Origin of the sequence: Acidovorax sp., assembly GCF_047607405.1 — a bacterium.
Taxonomy (GTDB): domain Bacteria; phylum Pseudomonadota; class Gammaproteobacteria; order Burkholderiales; family Burkholderiaceae_C; genus Acidovorax.
Genome location: NZ_JASGDA010000123.1, coordinates 39577 through 60142 on the forward strand (window position 1 = coordinate 39577; position 20566 = coordinate 60142).

Annotated in this window: 17 protein-coding genes and 1 pseudogene; 17 read left to right on the plus strand and 1 reads right to left on the minus strand. The window is 68.6% G+C overall.

What is annotated here, in order from left to right; genetic code table 11:
- The first annotated feature begins 1 nt into the window (after position 1).
- The 10 genes from QM569_RS14895 to QM569_RS14940 all read left to right on the plus strand — a co-directional run bounded on the left by QM569_RS14895 (position 2) and on the right by QM569_RS14940 (position 9401).
- Entirely contained in the window at positions 2-1459 is a 1458-nt protein-coding gene (locus tag QM569_RS14895) for a hypothetical protein (protein ID WP_414988022.1), read from the plus strand.
- A complete protein-coding gene (locus QM569_RS14900) occupies positions 1443-2993 on the plus strand; it encodes a hypothetical protein (RefSeq protein WP_414988023.1) in 1551 nt (516 codons plus the stop codon). Before QM569_RS14895 ends, QM569_RS14900 begins: the two co-directional genes overlap by 17 nt.
- The gene (locus tag QM569_RS14905; RefSeq protein WP_414988024.1) at positions 2990-3214 is read left to right on the plus strand and encodes a hypothetical protein; all 225 of its coding nucleotides are present in this window, start codon (positions 2990-2992) and stop codon (positions 3212-3214) included. Before QM569_RS14900 ends, QM569_RS14905 begins: the two co-directional genes overlap by 4 nt.
- Positions 3215-3627: 413 nt before the next feature.
- Positions 3628-3891: a hypothetical protein gene (locus tag QM569_RS14910; RefSeq protein ID WP_414988025.1), complete on the plus strand. Its 264-nt coding sequence runs from the start codon at positions 3628-3630 to the stop codon at positions 3889-3891.
- Positions 3892-3897: 6 nt separating this feature from the next.
- Positions 3898-6255 carry a hypothetical protein gene (locus QM569_RS14915; RefSeq protein ID WP_414988026.1) on the plus strand — a complete coding sequence of 786 codons (2358 nt, stop codon included), beginning with the start codon at positions 3898-3900 and terminating at the stop codon, positions 6253-6255.
- A 174-nt stretch (positions 6256-6429) separates the two neighbouring features.
- Entirely contained in the window at positions 6430-7113 is a 684-nt protein-coding gene (locus QM569_RS14920) for a hypothetical protein (protein ID WP_414988027.1), read from the plus strand.
- An 11-nt stretch (positions 7114-7124) separates the two neighbouring features.
- Positions 7125-7622, plus strand: coding sequence for a hypothetical protein (locus tag QM569_RS14925; protein WP_414988028.1), 498 nt, complete (start codon positions 7125-7127; stop codon positions 7620-7622).
- A complete protein-coding gene (locus tag QM569_RS14930; RefSeq protein WP_414988029.1) occupies positions 7619-8134 on the plus strand; it encodes a hypothetical protein in 516 nt (171 codons plus the stop codon). Before QM569_RS14925 ends, QM569_RS14930 begins: the two co-directional genes overlap by 4 nt.
- Complete coding sequence (locus tag QM569_RS14935) at positions 8131-8367, plus strand: hypothetical protein (RefSeq protein WP_414988030.1); 237 nt, start codon at positions 8131-8133, stop codon at positions 8365-8367. The genes QM569_RS14930 and QM569_RS14935 overlap by 4 nt, the downstream gene beginning before the upstream one ends.
- 11 nt (positions 8368-8378) lie before the next feature.
- Positions 8379-9401 (plus strand): hypothetical protein, encoded by a 1023-nt coding sequence (locus tag QM569_RS14940; RefSeq protein ID WP_414988031.1) that lies wholly within the window; start codon positions 8379-8381, stop codon positions 9399-9401.
- 101 nt (positions 9402-9502) lie between these two features.
- Here the strand turns inward: QM569_RS14940 and QM569_RS14945 are convergent, their stop codons facing one another.
- On the minus strand, positions 9503-9658 hold the full coding sequence (locus tag QM569_RS14945) for a hypothetical protein (protein WP_414988032.1): 156 nt from the start codon (positions 9656-9658) through the stop codon (positions 9503-9505).
- A gap of 25 nt (positions 9659-9683) precedes the next feature.
- Between QM569_RS14945 and QM569_RS14950 the strand changes: the two genes are divergently transcribed.
- The 7 genes and pseudogenes from QM569_RS14950 to QM569_RS14980 all read left to right on the plus strand — a co-directional run.
- On the plus strand, positions 9684-13208 hold the full coding sequence (locus QM569_RS14950; protein ID WP_414988033.1) for a tape measure protein: 3525 nt from the start codon (positions 9684-9686) through the stop codon (positions 13206-13208).
- 22 nt (positions 13209-13230) lie between these two features.
- Positions 13231-13635 (plus strand): hypothetical protein, encoded by a 405-nt coding sequence (locus QM569_RS14955; RefSeq protein WP_414988034.1) that lies wholly within the window; start codon positions 13231-13233, stop codon positions 13633-13635.
- Positions 13632-16940 (plus strand): hypothetical protein, encoded by a 3309-nt coding sequence (locus QM569_RS14960; RefSeq protein WP_414988035.1) that lies wholly within the window; start codon positions 13632-13634, stop codon positions 16938-16940. Before QM569_RS14955 ends, QM569_RS14960 begins: the two co-directional genes overlap by 4 nt.
- Before the next feature lie 395 nt (positions 16941-17335).
- Positions 17336-18535 (plus strand): hypothetical protein, encoded by a 1200-nt coding sequence (locus tag QM569_RS14965; RefSeq protein WP_414988036.1) that lies wholly within the window; start codon positions 17336-17338, stop codon positions 18533-18535.
- Complete coding sequence (locus QM569_RS14970; protein WP_414988037.1) at positions 18532-19881, plus strand: SPRY domain-containing protein; 1350 nt, start codon at positions 18532-18534, stop codon at positions 19879-19881. Before QM569_RS14965 ends, QM569_RS14970 begins: the two co-directional genes overlap by 4 nt.
- The gene (locus QM569_RS14975) at positions 19878-20267 is read left to right on the plus strand and encodes a hypothetical protein (RefSeq protein ID WP_414988038.1); all 390 of its coding nucleotides are present in this window, start codon (positions 19878-19880) and stop codon (positions 20265-20267) included. The genes QM569_RS14970 and QM569_RS14975 overlap by 4 nt, the downstream gene beginning before the upstream one ends.
- Position 20268: 1 nt before the next feature.
- Positions 20269-20566: pseudogene (locus QM569_RS14980) on the plus strand (hypothetical protein); the annotation flags it as partial.

A 20566-nucleotide genomic window follows, 5' to 3' on the forward strand; every position in this document is an offset into this window, starting at 1 on the left:
CATGGGCATGATCGACCGCTTTAAATCCGCCATGGGCTGGAATCAGGCCCCGGAAACACCCATGCGCGAGGCCGCCGCCGCCCAGGGCGACCGCGACGCCGACGCTGGCTGGCGCCGCCTCTCGGGTGACGGCCTGGCAAGCATGAATGACCGCGACCTGGAGCCCATGGCCCAGGATCGCATGCAGAAGCTCGCCGAATACTTGTGGCAGAGCAACCTGCTCGCCAACCGCCTGGTGGAGCTGCCGCTGGCCTACCTGCTGGCCGAGGGCGTGGCGCTGCAATGCGTGGATGACGAGCACCAGGCGCTGCTCAACGCCTTCTGGTCCGATCCCATCAACAACTGGCCGATGAAACTGGAGCAGCGCGTGCGCGCCCTGGGACTGCTGGGCGAGCAGTGCTACATCGCCAACGTGCGCGAGGGCGACGGCTTCGTGCGCCTGGGCTACCTCGACCCGCGACAGATCGCCACCGTGGTCAATGACCCCGATAACCCCGAGCAGCCCATCGGCGTGATCACCAAGCGCGACAACCGGGGGCGCCAGCACAAGTACCGCGTGATCGTGCTGGGCGAGGATGCCGCTCTGTTCAGCGCCCGCACCGTGCGTATTCGCGCCGAGGACTTCACCGATGGCGATGTGCTGCTGTTCCAGCTCAACAAGTTCCCCAACGGCAGCCGAGGCCGCTCCGACCTGCTCGGGCAGATGGACTGGCTGGATGCCTACGACAACTTCCTGTTCTCGGAGCTGGATCGCATCGACTATCTGCGGCGCTTCGTGTGGGACGTGACCATGACCGGCGCCGACGATGCTGCCGTCAAGAAGTACGAAAAGGAATTCGTGCCGCCCGGCCCCAACAGCGTGTTCGTCCACAACGACCAGGTCAACCTGGAGGCCAAGTCCCCCGGCCTGCAGGCCGCCGACACCAGCCAGAGCGCCCGGCTGCTGCGCAACCACGTGCTGGGTGGCGCCACGGTGCCAGAGCACTGGTTCGGCGGCGGTGGCGACGTGAACCGCGCGGCGGCCTCGGAAATGGGCGAGCCAACCTTCAAGGTGTACAGCATGCGCCAGGGCTACCTCAAGCGCATGCTGGAAGAGATTGGCCGCTTCGTGCTGTGGCAGGCGGCCCAGGCGAGCGGAGAAAAACCTGACTGGTCCGAGGACAGATGGCAGGTGACCGCCGTCTTCCCCGAGCTGCTCAACCGCGACATCACCAAGTTCGCGTCGGCCATGGCCTCGCTGGTGGCCGCCGTGATCCAGATGATCGACGCCGGGCTGCTGACCGAGGAAACCGCCCTCAAGACCGTGGCCGACGTGGCGCAGCGCTTCGGACAGGACTTTGACGCCAAGACCGAGCTGGAAGCGGCCCGCGCCGAAGCGGCCAAGCGCAAGGCTGAGGACGTGTTCCAGATGCTGCCCACCGCCGCTGGCCCCGCCCTAGACGATGGCCCGCAAGACTGACCCCCCGCAGGACGCTGGCGGCAGCCAGGCCAAGCCCGACAAAGCGTTCGTGGCCGCGCTGTCCATGCGCCTGCGCGAGCGCGCCCGCCTGCTGCTGGCCGGGCAGACCGAGGTGCTGCAAGCCCTGCAGGACGCGCGCGCGCAAATTCTCACCACCCTGGCGGGGCAGCCCGCCGACTGGCAGCAGTGGCAGCTCACGCGCCTGCTGGCCCAGATCGAAACCGTGCTGGAGGGCGCCACCGCCAAGGTCGGCGCCCTGTTCGAGCAGCGCATGCAAGCCGCCTGGCAGCAGGGCGAAGCCGTGGTGGACAAGCCCCTGTCTTCCATCGGCCACAACGTGGAGCTGCGCCTGCCCGTGCTCGACGCGGGCGTACTCAAGCAAATGCAGGCATTCGGCACCTTACGCCTCAAAGACGTGGGCCGCGAGGCGGCGGGCAAGATCGGTCGCCAGCTCGGCCTGGTCACCCTCGGCGCGCAAACCCCCTTCGCCGCCATCAAAGCCGTGGGCCAGGTGCTGGGCGGCCAGGCCGCCCAGCGCGCCGCCACCATCGTGCATACCGAAGTCAGCCGCGCCTTCGCCGTGGCCGCCAATGAGCGTCTGGTGCAAGCCGCCGGGCTGGTGCCCGGCCTGGGCAAGCAGTGGCGGCGCAGCGGCAAGATTCACAGCCGCTGGAACCACGACCTGATAGACGGCCAGGTGGCCGAGGCGGGTAAGCCCTTTAAGGTGCCCAACCCAGGCGGCGGCATCGACCTGATGCAGTGCCCGCACGACCCCAAAGCCCCGCCCGAGCAGGTCATCCGCTGCGGCTGCATCAGCCTGCCGTGGATGAAGCACTGGAAGGTGACGACGCCGGGGGCCAAGCCGTTCACGGCGCAGGAGCTGAGACTGGACGGGCGCAAAGCCGCGCTGGATGCAGCGGCGAAGAAGGCCGGGGCGCGGCGCGAACTGCCGACCGGGCAGAATGCAGACATGGCATTCAAGCAGCCTCGCGGGGACTTCACCGTCTATGACGGTGCCTACCCTCAAAAAACCGCCGACACATCGACACCCGCCCGCGCCGCAGCAGTGGCGCTGGAGAACCAGGTGCGGCGCGACGACCTGGAAACGGCGGCATTCTTCTCGCCTGCCGGTGCCGAGCGCATCCGCAAGACCGGCCAGCCCAACATGGTCAGCTTCACCGCGCAGGACTTGGCCGCCGTGCGGGCGGGCGACACGTTCAGCCACAACCACCCGGGCAACGGAACCTTCTCACTCGACGACATTGAGAACGCGGCGGAGCTGCGCTTGGCCGAAATCCGCGCTGTGGGGCCGACGCTGCGGCACATGATGGCACCTGGCGCGGTCGGCTGGCCGACCACCGCGCAACTGCAAGCCGAGGTGGCCCGGGCTGCGGAGGATGCGCAGCAGGCCGTTGCCGCCCTGGTGGGCGCAGACGAACTGGCGGAGCGGTTTGCCCAGGCCGAGCTGAACCATCAGGTGTGGGTGCGGGTTGCGCGAAAATTCGGCTTGCGCTATACCCGGGAGAAATCATGACGACGAAAGACGACCTCGGCCTCACACCCGCACAGCGGGCGCAATACGACGCCCACCGCCGCGCCGCCCAGGCGCTGCGCGAGCGGCGCCATGCCGACGGTGTGCGGGTGTTTGGCACCAACCCCCACGACGCGGCTGCGGCCCGGCTGCTGGCCGACGCCGCCGTAGCCGCCGGGCGGGCCAAGCGCCAGGCCCGTGAGGCTGCTGCAAAGGTGGCCTGATGGCAGCGCTTTTATATATAAGAACAAAGCCCGCCTGACAGTGCTCTGTCGCAGCGGGCAGGCGCCAGGAATGAGAGGCGGGAGCGCCGGGGCGCTGTGGCGCTTTAAACACTTTCGGGGCGGCTACCCCTTGGAAATTTGATCCGAGGGGCCTTGCCGGGCGATTTAAAGCGGTTTTAAAGCGGTTCGCGCTTGCTGGTGCTGGCGGGTTCTCGCCCCAAGGGGCAATTCCAGGGTTTCGGGCGCGGCCTTGATGCCCTAGTCCCCCACAAACGTCGGTAACGGTTAGCCAAAAAACACCGCCCATCGATTTCAGGCCGACCTATGTCGGCCTTAGTTTTTTGTACCCCCATCGGCACAGTCACTCCATCGCAACCCGCCGCCCCGCGCGGCTCACATGGATGGAGTGATGTATGTCCGCAACCCCGAACCTGCCGCCCGAGAACGACAAGGGCAAGTCCAAAGAGCTGACCACCGCCGAGGCCGCCAAGCGCGTGCAGCGCCAGGTGATCGAGGTCGTGGACGAAAAAGACGGCGCCGGAAAACCCGGCAAGGTGGAGCGCGTCAAGCGCGTGCCCGTCAAGGCAGACGAGGTGCTGTCGTTCCGCGACTACGGCACGCACGTTGTCGTGGTCACCACGGACGGCCAGAAGCTGTCCAGCCTGGCGAGCGAGTAAGCGCGCATGACGATCAAGCTTATTCCCGCTGGCCTCGGCTTTGCGCGTCTCACCGAGGCCGTGACCACCGAGTACGGGCAGCTCATCGAGCTGGTGCGCCAGGCCGTGCGCGACAAGATGCGCCTGGCCGTCAACAACGGCGACTACTACGTGGACGTGCGCGGCATCTGGCCCGACCGTGCCGTGGTGGGCTTCAAGGGCCGCCTGTACAGCTACGCCTACACCGTGGCGGACGACAACACCGTGACGGTGGGCGAGGCCACGGAAGTGGTGGCCGAGTACGCGCCGGTGGGTGCGGCACCGACCGCGCCTGCGGTGCCCGCAGCACCTGTGCGCGAGGCGCAGATGCAGGCCCGGGAAGCCGCCGTGTTCCGCGAAGCAGCGGATGGCGCCATCGAGGTGACGCTGATCCGCGCGGGCCGCAGCGGCAACCGCAACTACTACCCCGACGCCACCCTGCGCGAGGCGGCACCCATGTTCGAGGGCGTGCGCGTGTTCACCAAGTCTGACGCCGAGCACATCGCAGGCAAGGGCAAGGACGTTCGCAACCTGATCGGCGGCATCTACGGCGTGCGCTTTGTCGAGGGCAAGGCGCCCGATACCGGCGCGCTGGTGGGCACCTTCAAGGCCCTGGACCCGAGCGAAGCCGCCGTCACCAAGATGACCGAAGCCGTCAAGCGCGGCATGCAGAGCCTGCTGGGCCTGTCCATCGACGCCGACGCGCGGACCCGCACACGCAAGGCGGGCGGCGAGTCCCTGCGCGAAGCCATCAAGTTCACCAAGGTGCATTCCGTTGACCTGATTGTCGAGCCGGGCGCTGGCGGCGGCCTGGATCGTCTCACTGAAGCCGCCGCTGATCCATCCATCCCCAACCCGAAGGAAGAAGCAATGCCTCTCTGGAAGCAACGCATGCTGGAGGCCATCAAGGCCAAAGACCCGGTAAAGCACGCCACGATCAACGTGGACACGATCACCGATGACGAAGTGGTCAACCTGCACGAGGCCGTCTGCGGCCCGCTGGTGCCCGAGCCGGGCACCCAGCGCGTGGCCGAGGCCCAGGGCGACAACGCACCGCTGACCCGTGCCGACCTGCAGGTGTTCGAGCTGCGCAGCGCAGCCCGCGACCGCATCAACGCGGCCAAGCTGCCGCAGGCCGCCAAGGACCGCCTGCAGGGCCAGATCGCCACCGTTGGCGCCGACCGCCTGACCGAAGCTGCCGTAGGCGAGCTGATCAAGGCCGAGGGCGAATACATCGCCCGCATGACCGAGAGCGGCACGGTGCGCGTGCCGGTGTTCGGCGATGGTGCCATCACCGTGGGCGACCGCAGCCTGACCATGCGCGACATGCTGGATGCCTTCTGGGACCCCACCCACAAGGACCATGGCCGCGTGCAGTCCTTCAAGGAGTGCTACGTCGAGATGACGGGCGACCGCCTGGTGACGGGCCGCCTGCGCGAGTGCGACCAGTCGCGCCTGGCCGAATCCATGGGCAGCTCGACCCTTGGCGAAGTGCTGGGCGACAGCGTGACGCGCCGCATGCTGGCCGAGTACCGCGCGGCGGTGGACTTCGACGGCTGGCGCCAGATCGTCAACGTGGTTCCGGTCTCGGACTTCCGCATGCAGCACCGCACGCGCTGGGGCGGCTATGGCGACCTGCCCACGGTGGCCGAGGGTGCCGACTACCTGGCCCTGAGCAGCCCGACCGACGAGGAGGCCACCTACCAGGCCGCCAAGAAGGGCGGCACGGAAGACGTGACGCTGGAGATGATCAAGAACGACGACGTGGGTGCGATCCGCCGCATTCCCACGAAGCTCTCGCGCGCGGCCAAGCGCACGCTCGCCAAGTTTGTGTTCGACTTCCTGCGCAGCAACCCGGTCATCTACGACGGCAAGGCGCTGTTCCACGCCGACCACGCCAACCTGTTCACCGCCGCGCTGACCAAGGCCGAGCTGGCCGCTCACCGCCTGGCGATGCTCAAGCAGACCGAGCTGTCGAGCAACGACCGCATCGGCATCACTCCCACACGCCTGATCGTGCCCGTGGAGCTGCAGGAGGCGGCGGTCGATCTGTTCAAGCTGTCCACCAACAACGAGAAGACGTTCATCCAGTCGCTGACGATGAACATCATCCCCGTGTGGTACTGGGCGGACGCCAACGACTGGTGCACCGCCGCCGATCCGGCCGACATCCCCGGCATCGAGGTCGGCTTCCTGGACGGCCAGCAGGAGCCCGAGCTGTTCGTGCAGGACTCGCCCACCGTGGGCTCCATGTTCACGGCCGACAAGCTGACCTACAAGATTCGCCACATCTACGGCGGCGCGGTGACCGACTACCGCGCCTTCACCAAGGCCGTGGTGGCCTGACCGGACTCACCCCGAGGAGAAGCGGGCGCCACGCGGCGCCAGGGGGTGGCCCCCCTTCGTGAACACAGCCCGGCCCGCCCCGCGAGGGGCGGGTTGTCCAGGGCCCCCGGTCTGGATATGGACCTGGAGCCTTGGGCAACCCCAAGCCGACCAACGCAACCCCCAAACCACAAGATGCCCCTGGCCGATTTCACCGCCCTGCTCAACGACCTGGCACGCGACCAGGGTGCCGTGCTGGCCGCCGATGCCCGCACGCGCGCCCTGGAAGCCGCGCGGCTGCAGTACAGCGCCGACTGCCCGCGCCTGGCGGTGGAAGATGTGACCTGGCCGGGCGGCAGCTCGGCACCCGCGCCTGCGGGCTGGACCGAAGGCGCATGGGTGGAATCGGCGGAGTACCCCATTGGCCGCGACCCCCGGGCCGTGATCGAGGTGGCGCCGTACCTGACCCCCGACGGCTGGCAGATCATGGCCGCATGCCACGTGCCAGCGGGCGCCGTGGTGCGGCTGACGATGATGGCCGAGCACGTGCTGGCGGCCGATGCGGACACGATCCCGGCCCGGCACCGCCTGCCGGTGGCGCAGTACGCGGCGCACTTGCTGTGCCACCAGCTCGCCACCTACTACAGCGCGCAACGCGAGGCCAGCATGGGGGCGGACGCAAGCATGACGGAGACGCGGGCGCGGCAGTTTGCCGACCGCGCACGCGAGCTGCGTACCGCCTACTTCGCAGGGGTGGGCGTGCTGGACCCCTTTAAATCCTCGGGCGCGAGCAGCGCACCCGGCGCCGCAGCCGCTGGAGTGGTGAGCTGGCCTTCGCTCAACCCGCGCCACCGCCTGGTGCGCAGGAACGGGGCCTGACCATGTTGAACATGAGCATTAGCCTGGGCGGCCTGCAGTCCTTCGCGCGCGGGTTGCGCGAAGCGCCCGCGTACACCGATCAGGTGCTGCAGGAGACCATAACAGAAGCCACGCTGCTGTTGCAGCGCGAGTGGCAGGAGAACATGCCCCGTGGGGCTTCGGACCTGACGGTCGCCAGCATCACGAGCGACGTTGCCAGCACCCCCGCAGGGGTGCTGGGCGTGGTGGGCAGCAGCCAGCCCAGTGCGTTGTTTGTTGAACTGGGCACCAGGCCCCACATGCCGCCTGCCCAAGCACTGGAGCCTTGGATCAAGGCCGTGCTGGGCATACGCGACCCCAAGGAGGTCAAGAGCGTGGCCTTCCTGGTAGCGCGCAAGATCGCCCGCGAGGGCACGCCCGCGCAGTACCCCATGCGCCGCGCGGCGCAGGCCACCGAGGGGCAGATCGTTGCCCTGTTCGAGCGTGCGGCCGACAAGGTGATGGCGCACATGGCCGGGGGTGGCGCATGACGATGCCCAACACGCTGGCCGCGACCCGTGGCGCGCTGCAGGCCCTGCTGGCCGCCGTGCCCGCTGTGGGTGTGGTGCATCCGTGCGAGCGCTTCGCCGATGGCGAAGAAGGCTTTAAGCGGGCCTACCTGTACACGCACACCGACCCGGCTGCGGATGCCTTTGGCGCCGACCCGCACATCCGGGGCTGGTACATGCGCCGCACTGCCACGACCGAGCTGAACACCAATGGCCGCATCTTGAACGAGCACACCTGGCTGGTGCGCGGATACATGGCGTTCCGCGATGCGATCAGCAGCGAGCTGATCTTTGACGACCTGGTCGAGCGCATGCGCGAAGCCGTGCGGCTGGCGGGCAACCTGGGCTTGCCCGGCCTGCTGGGCGCCAGCCTGGCCGAGGAGCGTGGGGTGCAGGTCACCAGCGCGGGGCCGGTGTATTTCGCGGGGGTGCTGTGCCACAGCGCCGCCTTGGGCCTGAAGACCCGCAACTGGGCCGAATGGAGAAAGCCATGACCACGACCACGAAGCCGCCCACAACCACCAAGCGCAAGAAGCCTGCCGCTGCAGCCCCGCCAGCGCCCGCCCCGCCCGCGCTGGAGCGCGTGCGCCTGGCGCGCGAGCACACGCACCTGGGCGTCTCGCACGCACCCGGCGCAGAGATCGAAGTACACCCTGACATCGCCCTCTGGCTGCGCGCCGTCGGGGCTGTGTCCCCATCCCTGTCCACCCCAACCATTCAACCATGAAGGAATAGAAGATGACCACTACCGCAGCCAACATCATCAAGCGGGTTTTCTCTCCCACGGCGCTCGTGGGCCACGTTTATGCCCGTGAGCGCGGCACCGCCACCGCGCCCATGCCCATGGGCAACGTGCTGGAGCTGGAGCTTTCGCACAAGGAAGATGTGCAGACACAGCCCGACATGACGCAACTGGGCGGCGGCGCGCACGGCGAAGTGCGGCGCGTGACCGATGTCGAGATCAAAATGAAGCTGGCCGACCTGAACGTGAAGAACTGGGCGCGTGCGTCGCTGGGCACGGTGACGGGCGTTGAAGGCGGGACCGTGGAAGGCGAGGCGCACAAAGTGACGCTGGGCGGCCTGCTGCGCACCGCGCACATCCAGCCCACCGGCATGGTGGTGCGCAAGGGAACCGGCGCCACCACGGCCACGGTGACCGACGAAGAGCACCTGAACGTGAGCAAAGGCGACACGGTGTCGTTGGCGCATGCGGGGGCCACGAACGTGGTGGTGCGCACGGGCGACAGCGTGGCGACGGCAACGGTGCTGGCGGCGGCGGGTAACTACACCATCAGCAACGCGGGCGCCACCTCGGCCCTGGTGGTGGCTGCGGATGCGCCCGGCGTGACCGACGGCAAGGGCTTCTGGGTCAGCTACGAGCACCCGTCCGTCGGGACGCCCGTGCCCGCTGCGGGCAACTGGGAAGCACGCGCCGCTGGTGTGTTCGTGTTCCCCGATGCGGCGGACCTGGCCGACGACGATGACGTGAAGCTGGACTACACGTACGCGGCCTACGCCGTGATCGAGGCGCTGACCACCAAGGCGAAGGAGCTGGAGCTGGTCTTCGAGGGCCTGAACGAAGCCGATGATGGCAAGCCGAGCATCGTGGAAGTGTGGCGCGCGAGCCAGGGGGTGGCTTCGTCCATCGGCCTGCTGGCCGAGAAGGGCTTTGCGAGCCTGCCCGTGTCGGGCGCGGTGCTCAAGGACGACACCAAGAACGGCGCGGGCATCAGCAAGTACTACCGGGTGCGCAAGGTTTAAACGCCGCGCGTTTCCCATTCCCAAAGCACTAAGGCCGACATATGTCGGCCTTAGTTTTTTGTGCTGCACGCGAGAAAGTCACGCCATGGACATGAGTGCGGTCACCGCTCGCCAATGAACATGCGCACGAGGCCCCAGGCCACGAAGCCCGCCAGGGCCAGCACACCCAGCGCAGCGACCGCCATGCCCGCAGGCACCGACGCACCGGCCCCCACCAGGAAGGCGATGCAGAGGACGAACAGGATCAGGCGCGGCATGGCCGCATTGTGCAGGAAGTAAGCCTTGACAGACAAGCAGATCAGCACCGAGTTGCGCATGGGCGTGAGCGGGCGCGAGTCCATTACCGGGCTGGCCGACGACCTGGACAGCGTTGCCAAGGTGCTCGATGGCGACATGAAGACTGCCGCCACGGCGGCGGCGGCCCAGCTGCGCGAGCTGGCGCAGCAGGACGCGGCGATCAAGAACTTCAGCGCCCTGGAGCGCGAGGCGCGCCAGGCAGGCCAGGCGCTCAAGGCGGCGGAGAAGGAAGCGGCGAACTACGCCGCGCAGGTCGGCCGTGGTGCGCTGCTGACCAAGGAAGAAGCCGATGGCCTGGTGCGCCTGCAGGCCCGGGTCAAGGAAACCAAGGCGGCCTACGACCAGCACACCACGGCCCTGAAGGGGGCGCAGGCCGAGCTGACGCGCTTTGGCATCAGCGCCAAGGATGCGGGCTCGGCGCAGCAGCGGCTGCAGCAGCAGGTGGATGCCGTGCGCGACGCGGTGCAGGAGCTGGTGCCCGCGCACCAGGCGGCCGCCGCAGGCGCCGCCAGCGCTGGGGATTCCATGGTGCGCACGCACCGCAACATTGGCGAAGGCGTCAGCTCCATCAGCACGCAGCTCGCCCGCGTGCAGCGACTGTTCGTGGCGTTCCAAGGGCTGCAAGCGTTTCAGGGCGTGGCCACAGACCTGGCGGCCACAGCCGACCAGGTGAACAACCTGCAAGGCCGCCTGAAGCTGGTGACGGGCGAAGGCGAGAGTTTTGCCAACGCCTGGCAGGGTGTGACGGAGGTGGCGCTGCGCACGCACAGCGCGCTGGAAGAAACGGGCACGCTGTTTGCCAAGCTGGTGCAGGCGGGCAAGGATGCGGGGCAGTCCACGGCGGATGCCTCGGCAAGTGCCCTGGGTTTGACCGAGACGATCAACCAGGCCATTCAACTGAGCGGGGCCAGCGCCCAGGCGTCCAGCGCGGCCATTACGCAACTGGTGCAGGGCCTGCAGGGTGGTGTGCTGCGGGGTGACGAGTTCAACTCCATCATGGAGCAGAGCCCGCGCCTGGCGCGCGCGCTGGCCGATGGCCTGGGGGTGACCACGGGCGAGCTGCGCAAGATGGCCGAGGCCGGGGCGCTGACCAGCGAGACGGTGATTGGCGCGCTGAAGGGGCAGAGCGAGACGGTGGCGACCGAGTTCTCCAAGCTGCCGCCCACGGTGGGCCGGGCGATGCAGGACTTGTCCACGCAGTGGAGCCTGTACGTGGCCGAGACCGACAAGGCCACGGGGGCCAGCGCGGCGGCGGCGACCGCGATCAGCGCGTTGGCGAACAACCTGAACACCGTCGGCGGGCTGCTGTTGGATGCCGGGCAGGCCGTGGCGGCGTTCACGGCGCTGCGGCTGGCGCAGCACTTTCTGGGCATCGGCGAGGCGACGAAGGCGGCGGCGATGGCGACGGCACAAAGCACGGCTGCCACGGTGGCGAATACGGCTGCCGCGCGGGCCAATGCTGCCGCCACCGCTGCTGCGGCAGGGGCGGTGCAGGACGTGGGCGCAAAGGCGGGCGCGGCGGCGGGGTTGCTGGGCCGCTTTGGTGCGCTGCTGGGCGGCATCCAGACGTTTGCGCTGGTGACGGTGGCCGCCAACTTCAAGGACATCGGCACGTGGGTCGGCGAGGCGGCCGCGAAGCTGATGGGCTACAAGGACCGCACCGAGGAGCTGGCCCGCGCGGAGCAGGTGCAGGTGCAGATCGCCAAGGATGCGGCGACCGACCGGGCGCGCCTGGCGGCGGCGACGCAGGCGGCCATCGACAAGCAGTTTGAGCTTTCCAAGGCAGCACGGTCTGCCGTGGCCGAGTTCGACGTGCTGACGAAGGCGGGCACGTCTTCGGCGGAGGCGGTGAAGAAGATCACCGAGGGCTTTGACCTGGGCGAGGTGCAAGGCGTGAAGGATTTCGCGGCCACGCTGGACAAGCTGGCGGCTGATGGGAAGGTGAGCGCCACCGAGTTCGAGGCGGCCTGGGCGCAAGCCTTGAGCGGGAAGGACTTGGCGCAATTCGAGATCACCGCCCGTGCGGCGTTTGGTGCAACCGTCGCTGCAGCCAACAAAGCATCCGAAGATGTTCGCCAGGCAATTGCCGCAGGAGTCGCAGGAGTGCCCCTGGAAGAGCTGCGGACCAAAGCGGCCGTGGCGCTGGGCGCCGTTGGGCGTGATGGCGAACGCATCGCGCAGGTTATGGATGGCATCGTGCGCGAAGCGGTGCGGCGCACTGGCATGGAGTACGAGCAACTCCAGGGGCGCGTTGGCGCCGCGTCGCGCAGCGCGATCAACGATGTCGAGGCGATCATCGTCGGCCTGGACAGGCTCAAGGCCGATGGTGTCGATGCGGGCCGGGCGCTTGCCGCCTCGTTCACCAGGGCGATTGATACCGCCGACAGCCAGGCCGCCATCGACACGCTGCGCGCGCGCATCGAGAGCATGCGCAAGGCGCTGGGCGACAAGATCACGGATGGCCTGCTCGACCAGGCCCGGGAGAAGGCGGATGCGCTCAGGGATGCCCTCGACAAAGCGACCCCCGGCATCAACGGCGCGCGCGAGGCGATGAAGCTGCTGGGCATTACGTCGGACGAGGCGCTCAAGAAAACCGCCGCCAGCACCAAGGACGCCTACGACACGCTGGCCGCCAGCGGCACGGCCAGCGCGCGCGAACTGGGCGAGGGCTTCAAGAAAGCGGCCGCTGCCGCCATTGCCGCGAACGACGGCATTGCGCCGGCCTGGGTACAGACCGAGGCCAGCCTGCGCGGCTACCGCGTGGCGGCGGACGAGGCGGGCAAGTCCACCCTGGAGCTGGCCCGCGCGCAGGAGGCGGCGGGGCGCGGCGCGGGCAACGCGGCGGGCGGCGTGGACAAGCTCACCAATGCCATGCGCCGCCAGGGCGACGAGATGGAGCGTCTGAACAAATTGAGAGCCGGGCGGGTCTCCAGTACCGGCCAGGAGCTTGGCGAGGGAGTGACGGAGGTGGGGTCGGGCGGGGATCACTACCGCAACAAGGATGGCTTCACGTCCGATGCCAAGGGCAATGTGCAGCAGCAGTTCGTCTGGACCCGCACCGCCGTCATCGACTACCTCAAGCAGGCCGGGCTCGATGAGAAGCTGGCGGAGCGCCTGTCGAAGGACTTCGTCAACAGCAATGGCAATGTGCCCTATATCGCATCCGCCGCGCAAAAGAAGTGGGGCGGTCGCTACGGCACCCTGAGCACGGCCTTGGGCAAGATGGCCGAGTACTACAAGTACGGCCACGGAAAGCTCGAAGCCGAGCAGTTTCTCAACCTGGAGAAGACGCGCGATGCCGCGCCTGCGCCTGCGCCCGCTCCTGCAGCAGCCACCGCTGGGGCTGGCGCTGGGGCGGGCGGCGGCAACACCTTTGTGAACAACATCGTCATCCACGTGGGCGACGGGGGCACCCTGCGCGGCACCACGCGGCATGCCGACGCCCAGAGCGCGCAGGCCGAGGTGGATTTGCTGAGCCAGCTCGCCCGGGCCAAGGGCGTGTCCATCTGACTTTCACCCGAGCAGCACCGCCATGGCCATCACACTGACCTACAACGGCACCACGGTCGATATTGGCGACCGCCTGGACTGGACGGACGAATTCGCCTGGAGCCCGGTGGACCAGGCCACGGCCTATAGCACCACCGGCGCGCTGCTGGTGGATGTGGCCCTCAAGCAGGCCGGCCGCCCCATCACGCTGGTGGGTACCGACACCGCGGCCTGGCTGGCGCGCGCCGCCTGCGCCACCTTGCAGGCGTGGGCCGAGCTGCCGGGTATCGAGCTGTCTCTGGTGCTGCGCGGGTTCGTGCGCCAGGTGATGTTCGACCACGCCCGGGGCGGGTTCTCGGCCCAGCCCATTCACAAGCTGCTGGACGGGGAGATCACGTCCGAGCTGCTGTACCTGCCCACTTTCCGTTTCATCGAGGTTCCTGCATGACCATCCAGTCCGGCGACATCCGTTTCGTCAAGTCCCAGGTGATGACCGACGCCGACGAGGGCGGCGGCGCGCCCACGGCCAACCTGATCGCCGACGGCGCGAGCAACGACATCTTCCCTGACGTGACCGAGGTGGACCGCGCCGGCGGCAAGCTGAAGGTGCGCAAGATCTTCCTGGGCGTGCGCACGCTCACCACGGACGTGTACATGGACGCGAACGTGATCGTGGAGGAGCCGCCCAATGACGACAACGTGAGTGTGGTGCTGATGACCACGGGCGAGGTGTTCGACACGCGCGCCAACATCATCGACCGGGTGGAGAGCTACTTCGCCACGGGCACGACGTACGCGGGCTACCTGTTCGGCAACCACCTGGCGGGCCAGCGCACGATGGCCATCGCGCAGAAGGTGGGCACCGACGTGCCGGTGCTGGACCAGACCCTGGTGCTGGTGAAGCACGAGGGCCTGGCCACCCAGGTGAGCCAGTTCGTGCGGGTGCGCACGGTGGCGAGCGAGGTGCGCACGTTCTATGACGACGCGGGCAACGCCTACCAGCTGCTGATCGTGACCTGCGGGCTGGATTCGGCGCTGGAGGTGGATTACCCGGGCTTTGACGCCACCAAGAAAGACCCCACCATCGCCGCCATGGCGGCCAGGACCACGCTGCGCGAGAGCGTGGTGGCCGATGCGACGCAGTACTACGGCGTGCGCCCCCTGGCCGAGGCGGCGAGCCTGGGCGACTACAGCGTGATGGTGGATACGCCCTACACCCGCCTGGTGCCCACGGCGCAGACCGAGATCGCCATCGCGGACGCGCGCACCAACCAGGTGAGCGCGGGCTACCAGGCGGCGGGGGATGCGGTGACCCTGTCGCTGACGCTGGCGTTCAGCGCCACGCAGGCGCTGTACATCGGCGGAAGCATCGTGCCGGGCACGCTCACCATCGTGCGCGGCGGCATCACGCTGGCCGATGCGGGTGGCCTGCTCTACAACGGCAGCACCGAGGTGGGCAGCGTGGACTACGACAACGGCATTGCCAGCCTGGCCACCAGCGTGTGGGGCACCACGGGCGGCACGCACCAGGTGACGTACACGCCGGCGGCTGTGCCCGATGCGGTGACGCAGACCATCGGCGTGGCCGTGACGGCCGAGAGCCGCAGCCTGACGCAGGTGCTGACGCTGCCGAGCATCCCCGCGCGCGGCTCGCTGAGCGTGAGCTACATGTCGTCGGGTCGCTGGTACAAGCTGGCCGAGGACGGCACGGGCAGGCTGGCGGGCAGCAGCGCGAGCTACGGGGTGGGCACGCTGAACTACGGCACCGGCACGGTGGCCGTGACGTTCGGCGCGCTGCCGGACCTGGGCCACGTGATTTACCAGTGGGTGGAGTCGGAGGCGACGAGCACCTACGCTGCCGCCGCGCTGGCCAACGGCGGCAAGGTGTTCGTGCCCATCAACAGCGCGGGCGAGCTGAGCACGGCGGCGGGCAGCGCGCCGTTCACGCCGGGCACGCTCTCCATCACCTGGACGGACGGCGCCGACACGCGCACCGTGACGGACGACGGCGCGGGCAACCTGCAGGGCTATGGCACGGGCTGGGTGGACTACAGCCACGGGCGGCTGCGCCTGTCGCCCACGACGCTGCCGGCCGAGGACACGGTGCTGACCATACAGAGCCAGCAGGCTGGCGGCAATGGCGATGCGGCCACGGTGAGCTGGGCCACCTCGGGCGGGTATCACACGGGCGACCTGGGCGTCAGCATCGTGCCGTACACGGTGCGCTTTCAGGCGTATCTGGACGTGGGGGTGGCGGCGGCGCTTGCGTGGATTGGCTCGACTACCTTCGGCTCGGGCGGCGCGAGCGTGACGGTGACCGTGGCGGTGACGGTGCGCGACGACGGCGCTGGCGGCCTGTATGTGGAGACGGCGGCGGGCCGCCTGGCGGTGGGCGGCATCAATTACAGCACCGGCGTGGCCACGCTGAGCGCGACGCTGACGGGCTATGCGACGGCGGCGATATCGGCGCTGGTGGCGGCGACGCGCACGCCGTTCTACATACTCGACTCGGCTGGCGCGTACTGGTATATGGCCTACATTGGCGAGGCGCACTATGGCGTGCGCTACACCTATGCGTCGGTGGGCCTGTCGAACCCGTCGCCGGCGGTGTATTTCTCGGGCACGGCGGCGGCGGCTGCGGCGCCCATCACGGTGGTGCTGTCGGCGCTGCTGGTCCAGGCGGAGCTGGGCAGCAGCTTCGAGCTGCGGGGCGCACAGTTCACGCTGGGCGGCCAGCGCTACGTGCAGCTGACGGATGGCGAGTTGGTGACCGATATCGACGCCGCCACGGGCGTGGGCACGCAGGTGGGCAATGTGACGCCGACGGCGGGGCTGATACAGATCAACGCCTGGACGGCGGGCGCGAGCAGCACGCTGACCAACTGGCGCGGCGCGCAGGTGCCGCCCACGGACGGGCTGAGCAGCCCCTATGCGGCGGCGGCCGTGGTGTTCCGCACGGCCAGCGTGCCGCTGCGCGCCAGCAGCCTGAGCGTGCTGGGCACGCTGCTGGACGGCACCACGTTCAACGTTGCGGTGGACGCGAACGGCAAGATCAACGGCACGCGGGTGAAGGGCCGGGTGAACCTGGTGAGCGGCGTGGTGGAGCTGTGGTTCGTGAACCCCGCCAGCACCACGGCGCCGAGCGTGGACTTGAGCGCGCTGGAGATTTCGGGCGTGACGACGCTGCCGCAGGACATGGCCCGCACGAGCACGCTGCGCTACAACGCGGTGGCCTACAGCTATGTGCCGCTGAGCGCGGATGTGATTGGCGTGGACCCGGTGCGTCTGCCCAGCGACGGGCGCGTGCTGGTGCTGCGCGCGGGCATGTTCGGGGTGGTGGGGCACACGGGCACGATTGGCCCGGCGACGCTGAGCGCGGGCCAGACGATCGACTGCGGGCGCGTGCGCCTGTCGCGCGCGCATTCTGGATGCGGACGGCACGGCGATCGACACCGGCTACAGCGTGGACCTGGAGGCGGGCACGGTGACCGTGACGGACGCCACCGGCTGGTCGCAGCCGGTGACGGTGGAGCACCGCATCGAGGACATGGCGATGATCAGCGACGTGCAGATTTCAGGCTATGTGCAGTTCGTGCGCGCCCTCACGCACGACTATCCGCTGGGCAGCTACCTGAGCAGCGCGCTGTACCTGGGCGACCTGTATGCCCGGGTGAGCCTGGTGTTCGACCAGGCGACCTACAGCACGGCCTGGGCCGATGCGGTGACGGGCGATGCGGCGACGGCCAGCTATGACACGGTGGCCTCGCCCATCCAGGTGAACAACCTGGGCACGGTGACCGAGCGCTGGGCGCTGCGCTTTACGAGTTCGAGCGCGTACCAGGTGATTGGCGAGCACGTGGGCGTGATTGCCACGGGCGACATCAACACCGACTGCGCGCCGACGAACGCAGCGGCCAGTGCGCCGTATTTCGTGGTCAGCGCGCTGGGCTGGGGGTTGGGCTGGGCGGCGGGCAATGTGCTGCGCTTCAACACCGTGGGCGCGACGCAGCCGATCGACGTGCTGCAGACCATCCAGCAAGGCCCGGAGGCGGGGCTGGACTACGAGTTCCGCCTGCTGGCACGCGGCGACATTGATCGCGAGTGATTCGACCGCGAGTGATTTCAGAACACCCTAGGAGAAAACGCACATGACTTCCGTTGTTGACACCTCTGTCAAGTACATATCGTCGAGCATGAGCGGCGCGCCCACGCTCAATGGCGTGGCAGGCTCGCTGATCGCCGTGCTGGATGCGCTGCTGGTGACCGGCTGGGGCCTGCAGACGGCGACCAGCCTGGTGGTGAGCGGTGGCGTGGCCACGTTGACCTTTGGCAGCGCCTTCCCGGCGCTGGTGGGCAGTGTGATCCTGGTGGCGGGCGCGGGCGTGGAGGCCCTCAACGGCGAGCAGAAGGTGGTGGCCGTGAGCGGCAACACGGTGTCTTTCGCCACGCAGGCGGATGACGGCACCGCGACGGGCACGATCACGGCGCGCATGGCACCGGCGGGGTGGGAGAAGGTGTTTACCGGCACGAACCTGGCCGTCTATCGGTCGCTGAGCGCCGAGGCGAACGGGCACATGCTGCGCGTGGATGACACCGGCACGCAGTACGCGCGGGTGGTGGGCTACGAGACCATGAGCGACGTCAGTACCGGCACGGGCTTGTTTCCGACCGCCGCGCAGATGAGCGGCGGCTGGTACTGGCCCAAGAGCGGCGCCGCGAGCACTGTGGGCAATGCCTACGTGGTTGCGGCGGATTCGCGCTTCTTCCTCATCAATATCGCACCGTACTCGTATTCGCTGGCTACCGCGACGCGCGGGCCGATTTTCGGCTTCGGTGACTTGATTTCACGCAGGGCGGCTGGTGACGCCTATGCGTGCGTGCTGAGCGGCAACTCTGCCACCGGCATGATTTCGACGGGGTCGCTGGACCATGGCGCCAATGCCCTGCATGCCATGCCGCGCGGCGTTGCCGGGCTGGGCTCGGCGGTGCTGCACTACTGCCTGCCCTACACGGGCGCGTACAACTACACCTCCGGCTCGGACCCCACCCTGGGCGCGTTTCCCAGCTTTGTCGATGGCGAGCTGAAGATGAGCAGGCGTTTCTTCAACACGGCCATCAACACCGTGGCCGGTGCCGTGCGCGCCGAACTGCCCGGCCTGTACCACGTGCCGCAGTCGCTTGCCGCCGACACGCTGTTGCAGATGGCCGTGCTGACCGGCTCGGGCGATGTGGCGGGGCGCAATTTCATGGTTCTCAACGGCGCGATGCAGGGCACGACGACTGCTACCGCCACGGCGTCGGGCAACGCGGGCGTGTCCCTCATCGACATTACCGGCCCCTGGCGATGAGTACCGCGTACCGCTATTGGCGCACCACGCCCCTGCGGGCGTGCTGCCTGTCGGCGTTCTGGCTGCTGTCGGGCGCCACGCGGGTGGATGCGGCGGCCACGCTGTCGGCGAGCACCGGCGAGGACGTGAGCGCGCTGCAGGGCGCGACCCTGGCCACGCAGGTGAGCCTGGCCAAGGGCACGGTGTTGACGTGGGACTTCGGCGACGGTGGCGACGTGAACGTGACGGACATCCGCCTGGGCGGCGGGGCCAGCGCTGCGGCATTCCTGCGTGCCGTGGGCCTGCAGTATTCCGCCGATGGCAGCACCTGGGTCGATCAGGACACGTCCTTCAGCGGCATTCAGTGGCCGGGGGCGTTCACGGCGACGACGAGTGTGCTGCGCGGCAATTTGTACGGCTCGCTGCCGCTCATTGGTTACTACGGCCCGACGTTCCCGGAGCGTCTTGTCGCGCCCTACACGACGTTGAGCAACATCTGGTGGACCAACGGCGTGGCCTTGCTGCCGCGCCGCCGCAAGGGCGTGTGGCAGGTCGAGGTGACCGTTACCACGCTCAAGTCGTCCATCCGGTTCGGCGTTATGGGCAGCGCCGCATTCCTGGCCAATGTGGCGACCTACAGCGGCTCCGTAGGCGCGCCGTCCGTCGCCACCAACGCGCTGGTCTATGACTCCGGCGGCGCCGTCACCCTCAACGGCTCGACCGCAGCCACCTATACGGCCATGTCCACCGGGTCGGTGGTCGGCATGGTGGTGGACCTGTACGCCGGGACGGCGACGTTCTACCTCAACGGCGCGGCGCTCGGCAGCGCGATCAGTTTCTCGTTCAGCGACTTCGTGATGCCCTTCGTCGGCGGGTCCGATCCGCATGTGGTGGTCGCGTACACCGAGCTGGCCGTCAGGACCTACGGCTTCACCTACCCCATCGCCGGTGCGGACCCGTGGGAGGGCCGCACGCTGATCCTGCAGGGCGCGGGCAATTTCGATGCGCGCGACGCCTGGGTGGCCACCGCAGCCGCCACCCCGGCTCCATCGTTCGCCAGCGCGCCCGGCATCCAGGCCACCGCGCTGGACTACTACAACCAGGGCGCCGCCTCCCAGCAGACCGCCCGCGTGCAGGGCACCGTGGCCGTGTACGACGCCGCCGCCAACCTGCCCCTGCGCCGCAAGGTGCGCCTGCTGCGCGAGCGTGACGGCAAGGTCATCGCCGAGCAGTGGAGCGACGCGACCACCGGTGCCTACGACTTCAAGTACATCGACTCCAGCGAGAGGTACACCGTCATCTCCTACGACTACGAGCACAACTACCGCGCGGTGATCGCGGACAACCTGACGCCGGAGGCGATGTGAGCGAGCTGACCATCACCCAGGCGCACCGGGATGCGCGCAGTCAGGCGACGCTGGATTACGCCAATCTGGGCACGGCCGCGTCGCGCATTGATGTATATGACGCAGCCGAGGTGCTGCTGGTGACGCTGGTGCTGGCCCGGCCGGCGGGCGTGCTGGTGGACCATGTGATCGTGCTGCAGCAGGCGGATGCGACGGGTGATTTGATCTCGGTGAGCGGCACGGCCGACCATGCCGTGTGGGTGAATGGCAATGGCGATGTGGTGGGCAGCGGGGCGGTGACGGCATCGGACGGCGAGGGGCCGTTCGTGCTGGCCGGTACGGCTGAGGGTTCCACCGCCCTCTACGCGGGCGGGCGCTGCCTGCTGGGCGTGACGGCATTGGGCTGAGATGGCCGTTGATCTGCTCTTTCGCCGCGCGCCCGCCACCAGCGGGGTGCTGGTGTTTGGCGATGACGATAGCGCGTCCATCGGGGTCGCGACGCTGGGCCTGGCGGTCGCGCTGCCGGGGCTGGGCGGCATGCGCCTGCTGGTGGGTGTGGGCCTGGGGTTGTCGGCCACGCTGCCGGGCCTGGGTGGGCAAGTTGGCCTGAAGTACAACAGCGGCACGGCCCGCCCGCTGGTGGGCCGGGTGCGCAGCGCCTGGCAGGCGGCCGAGGCCCTGCCGCACGGCCTGGGCGCCCGCTGGC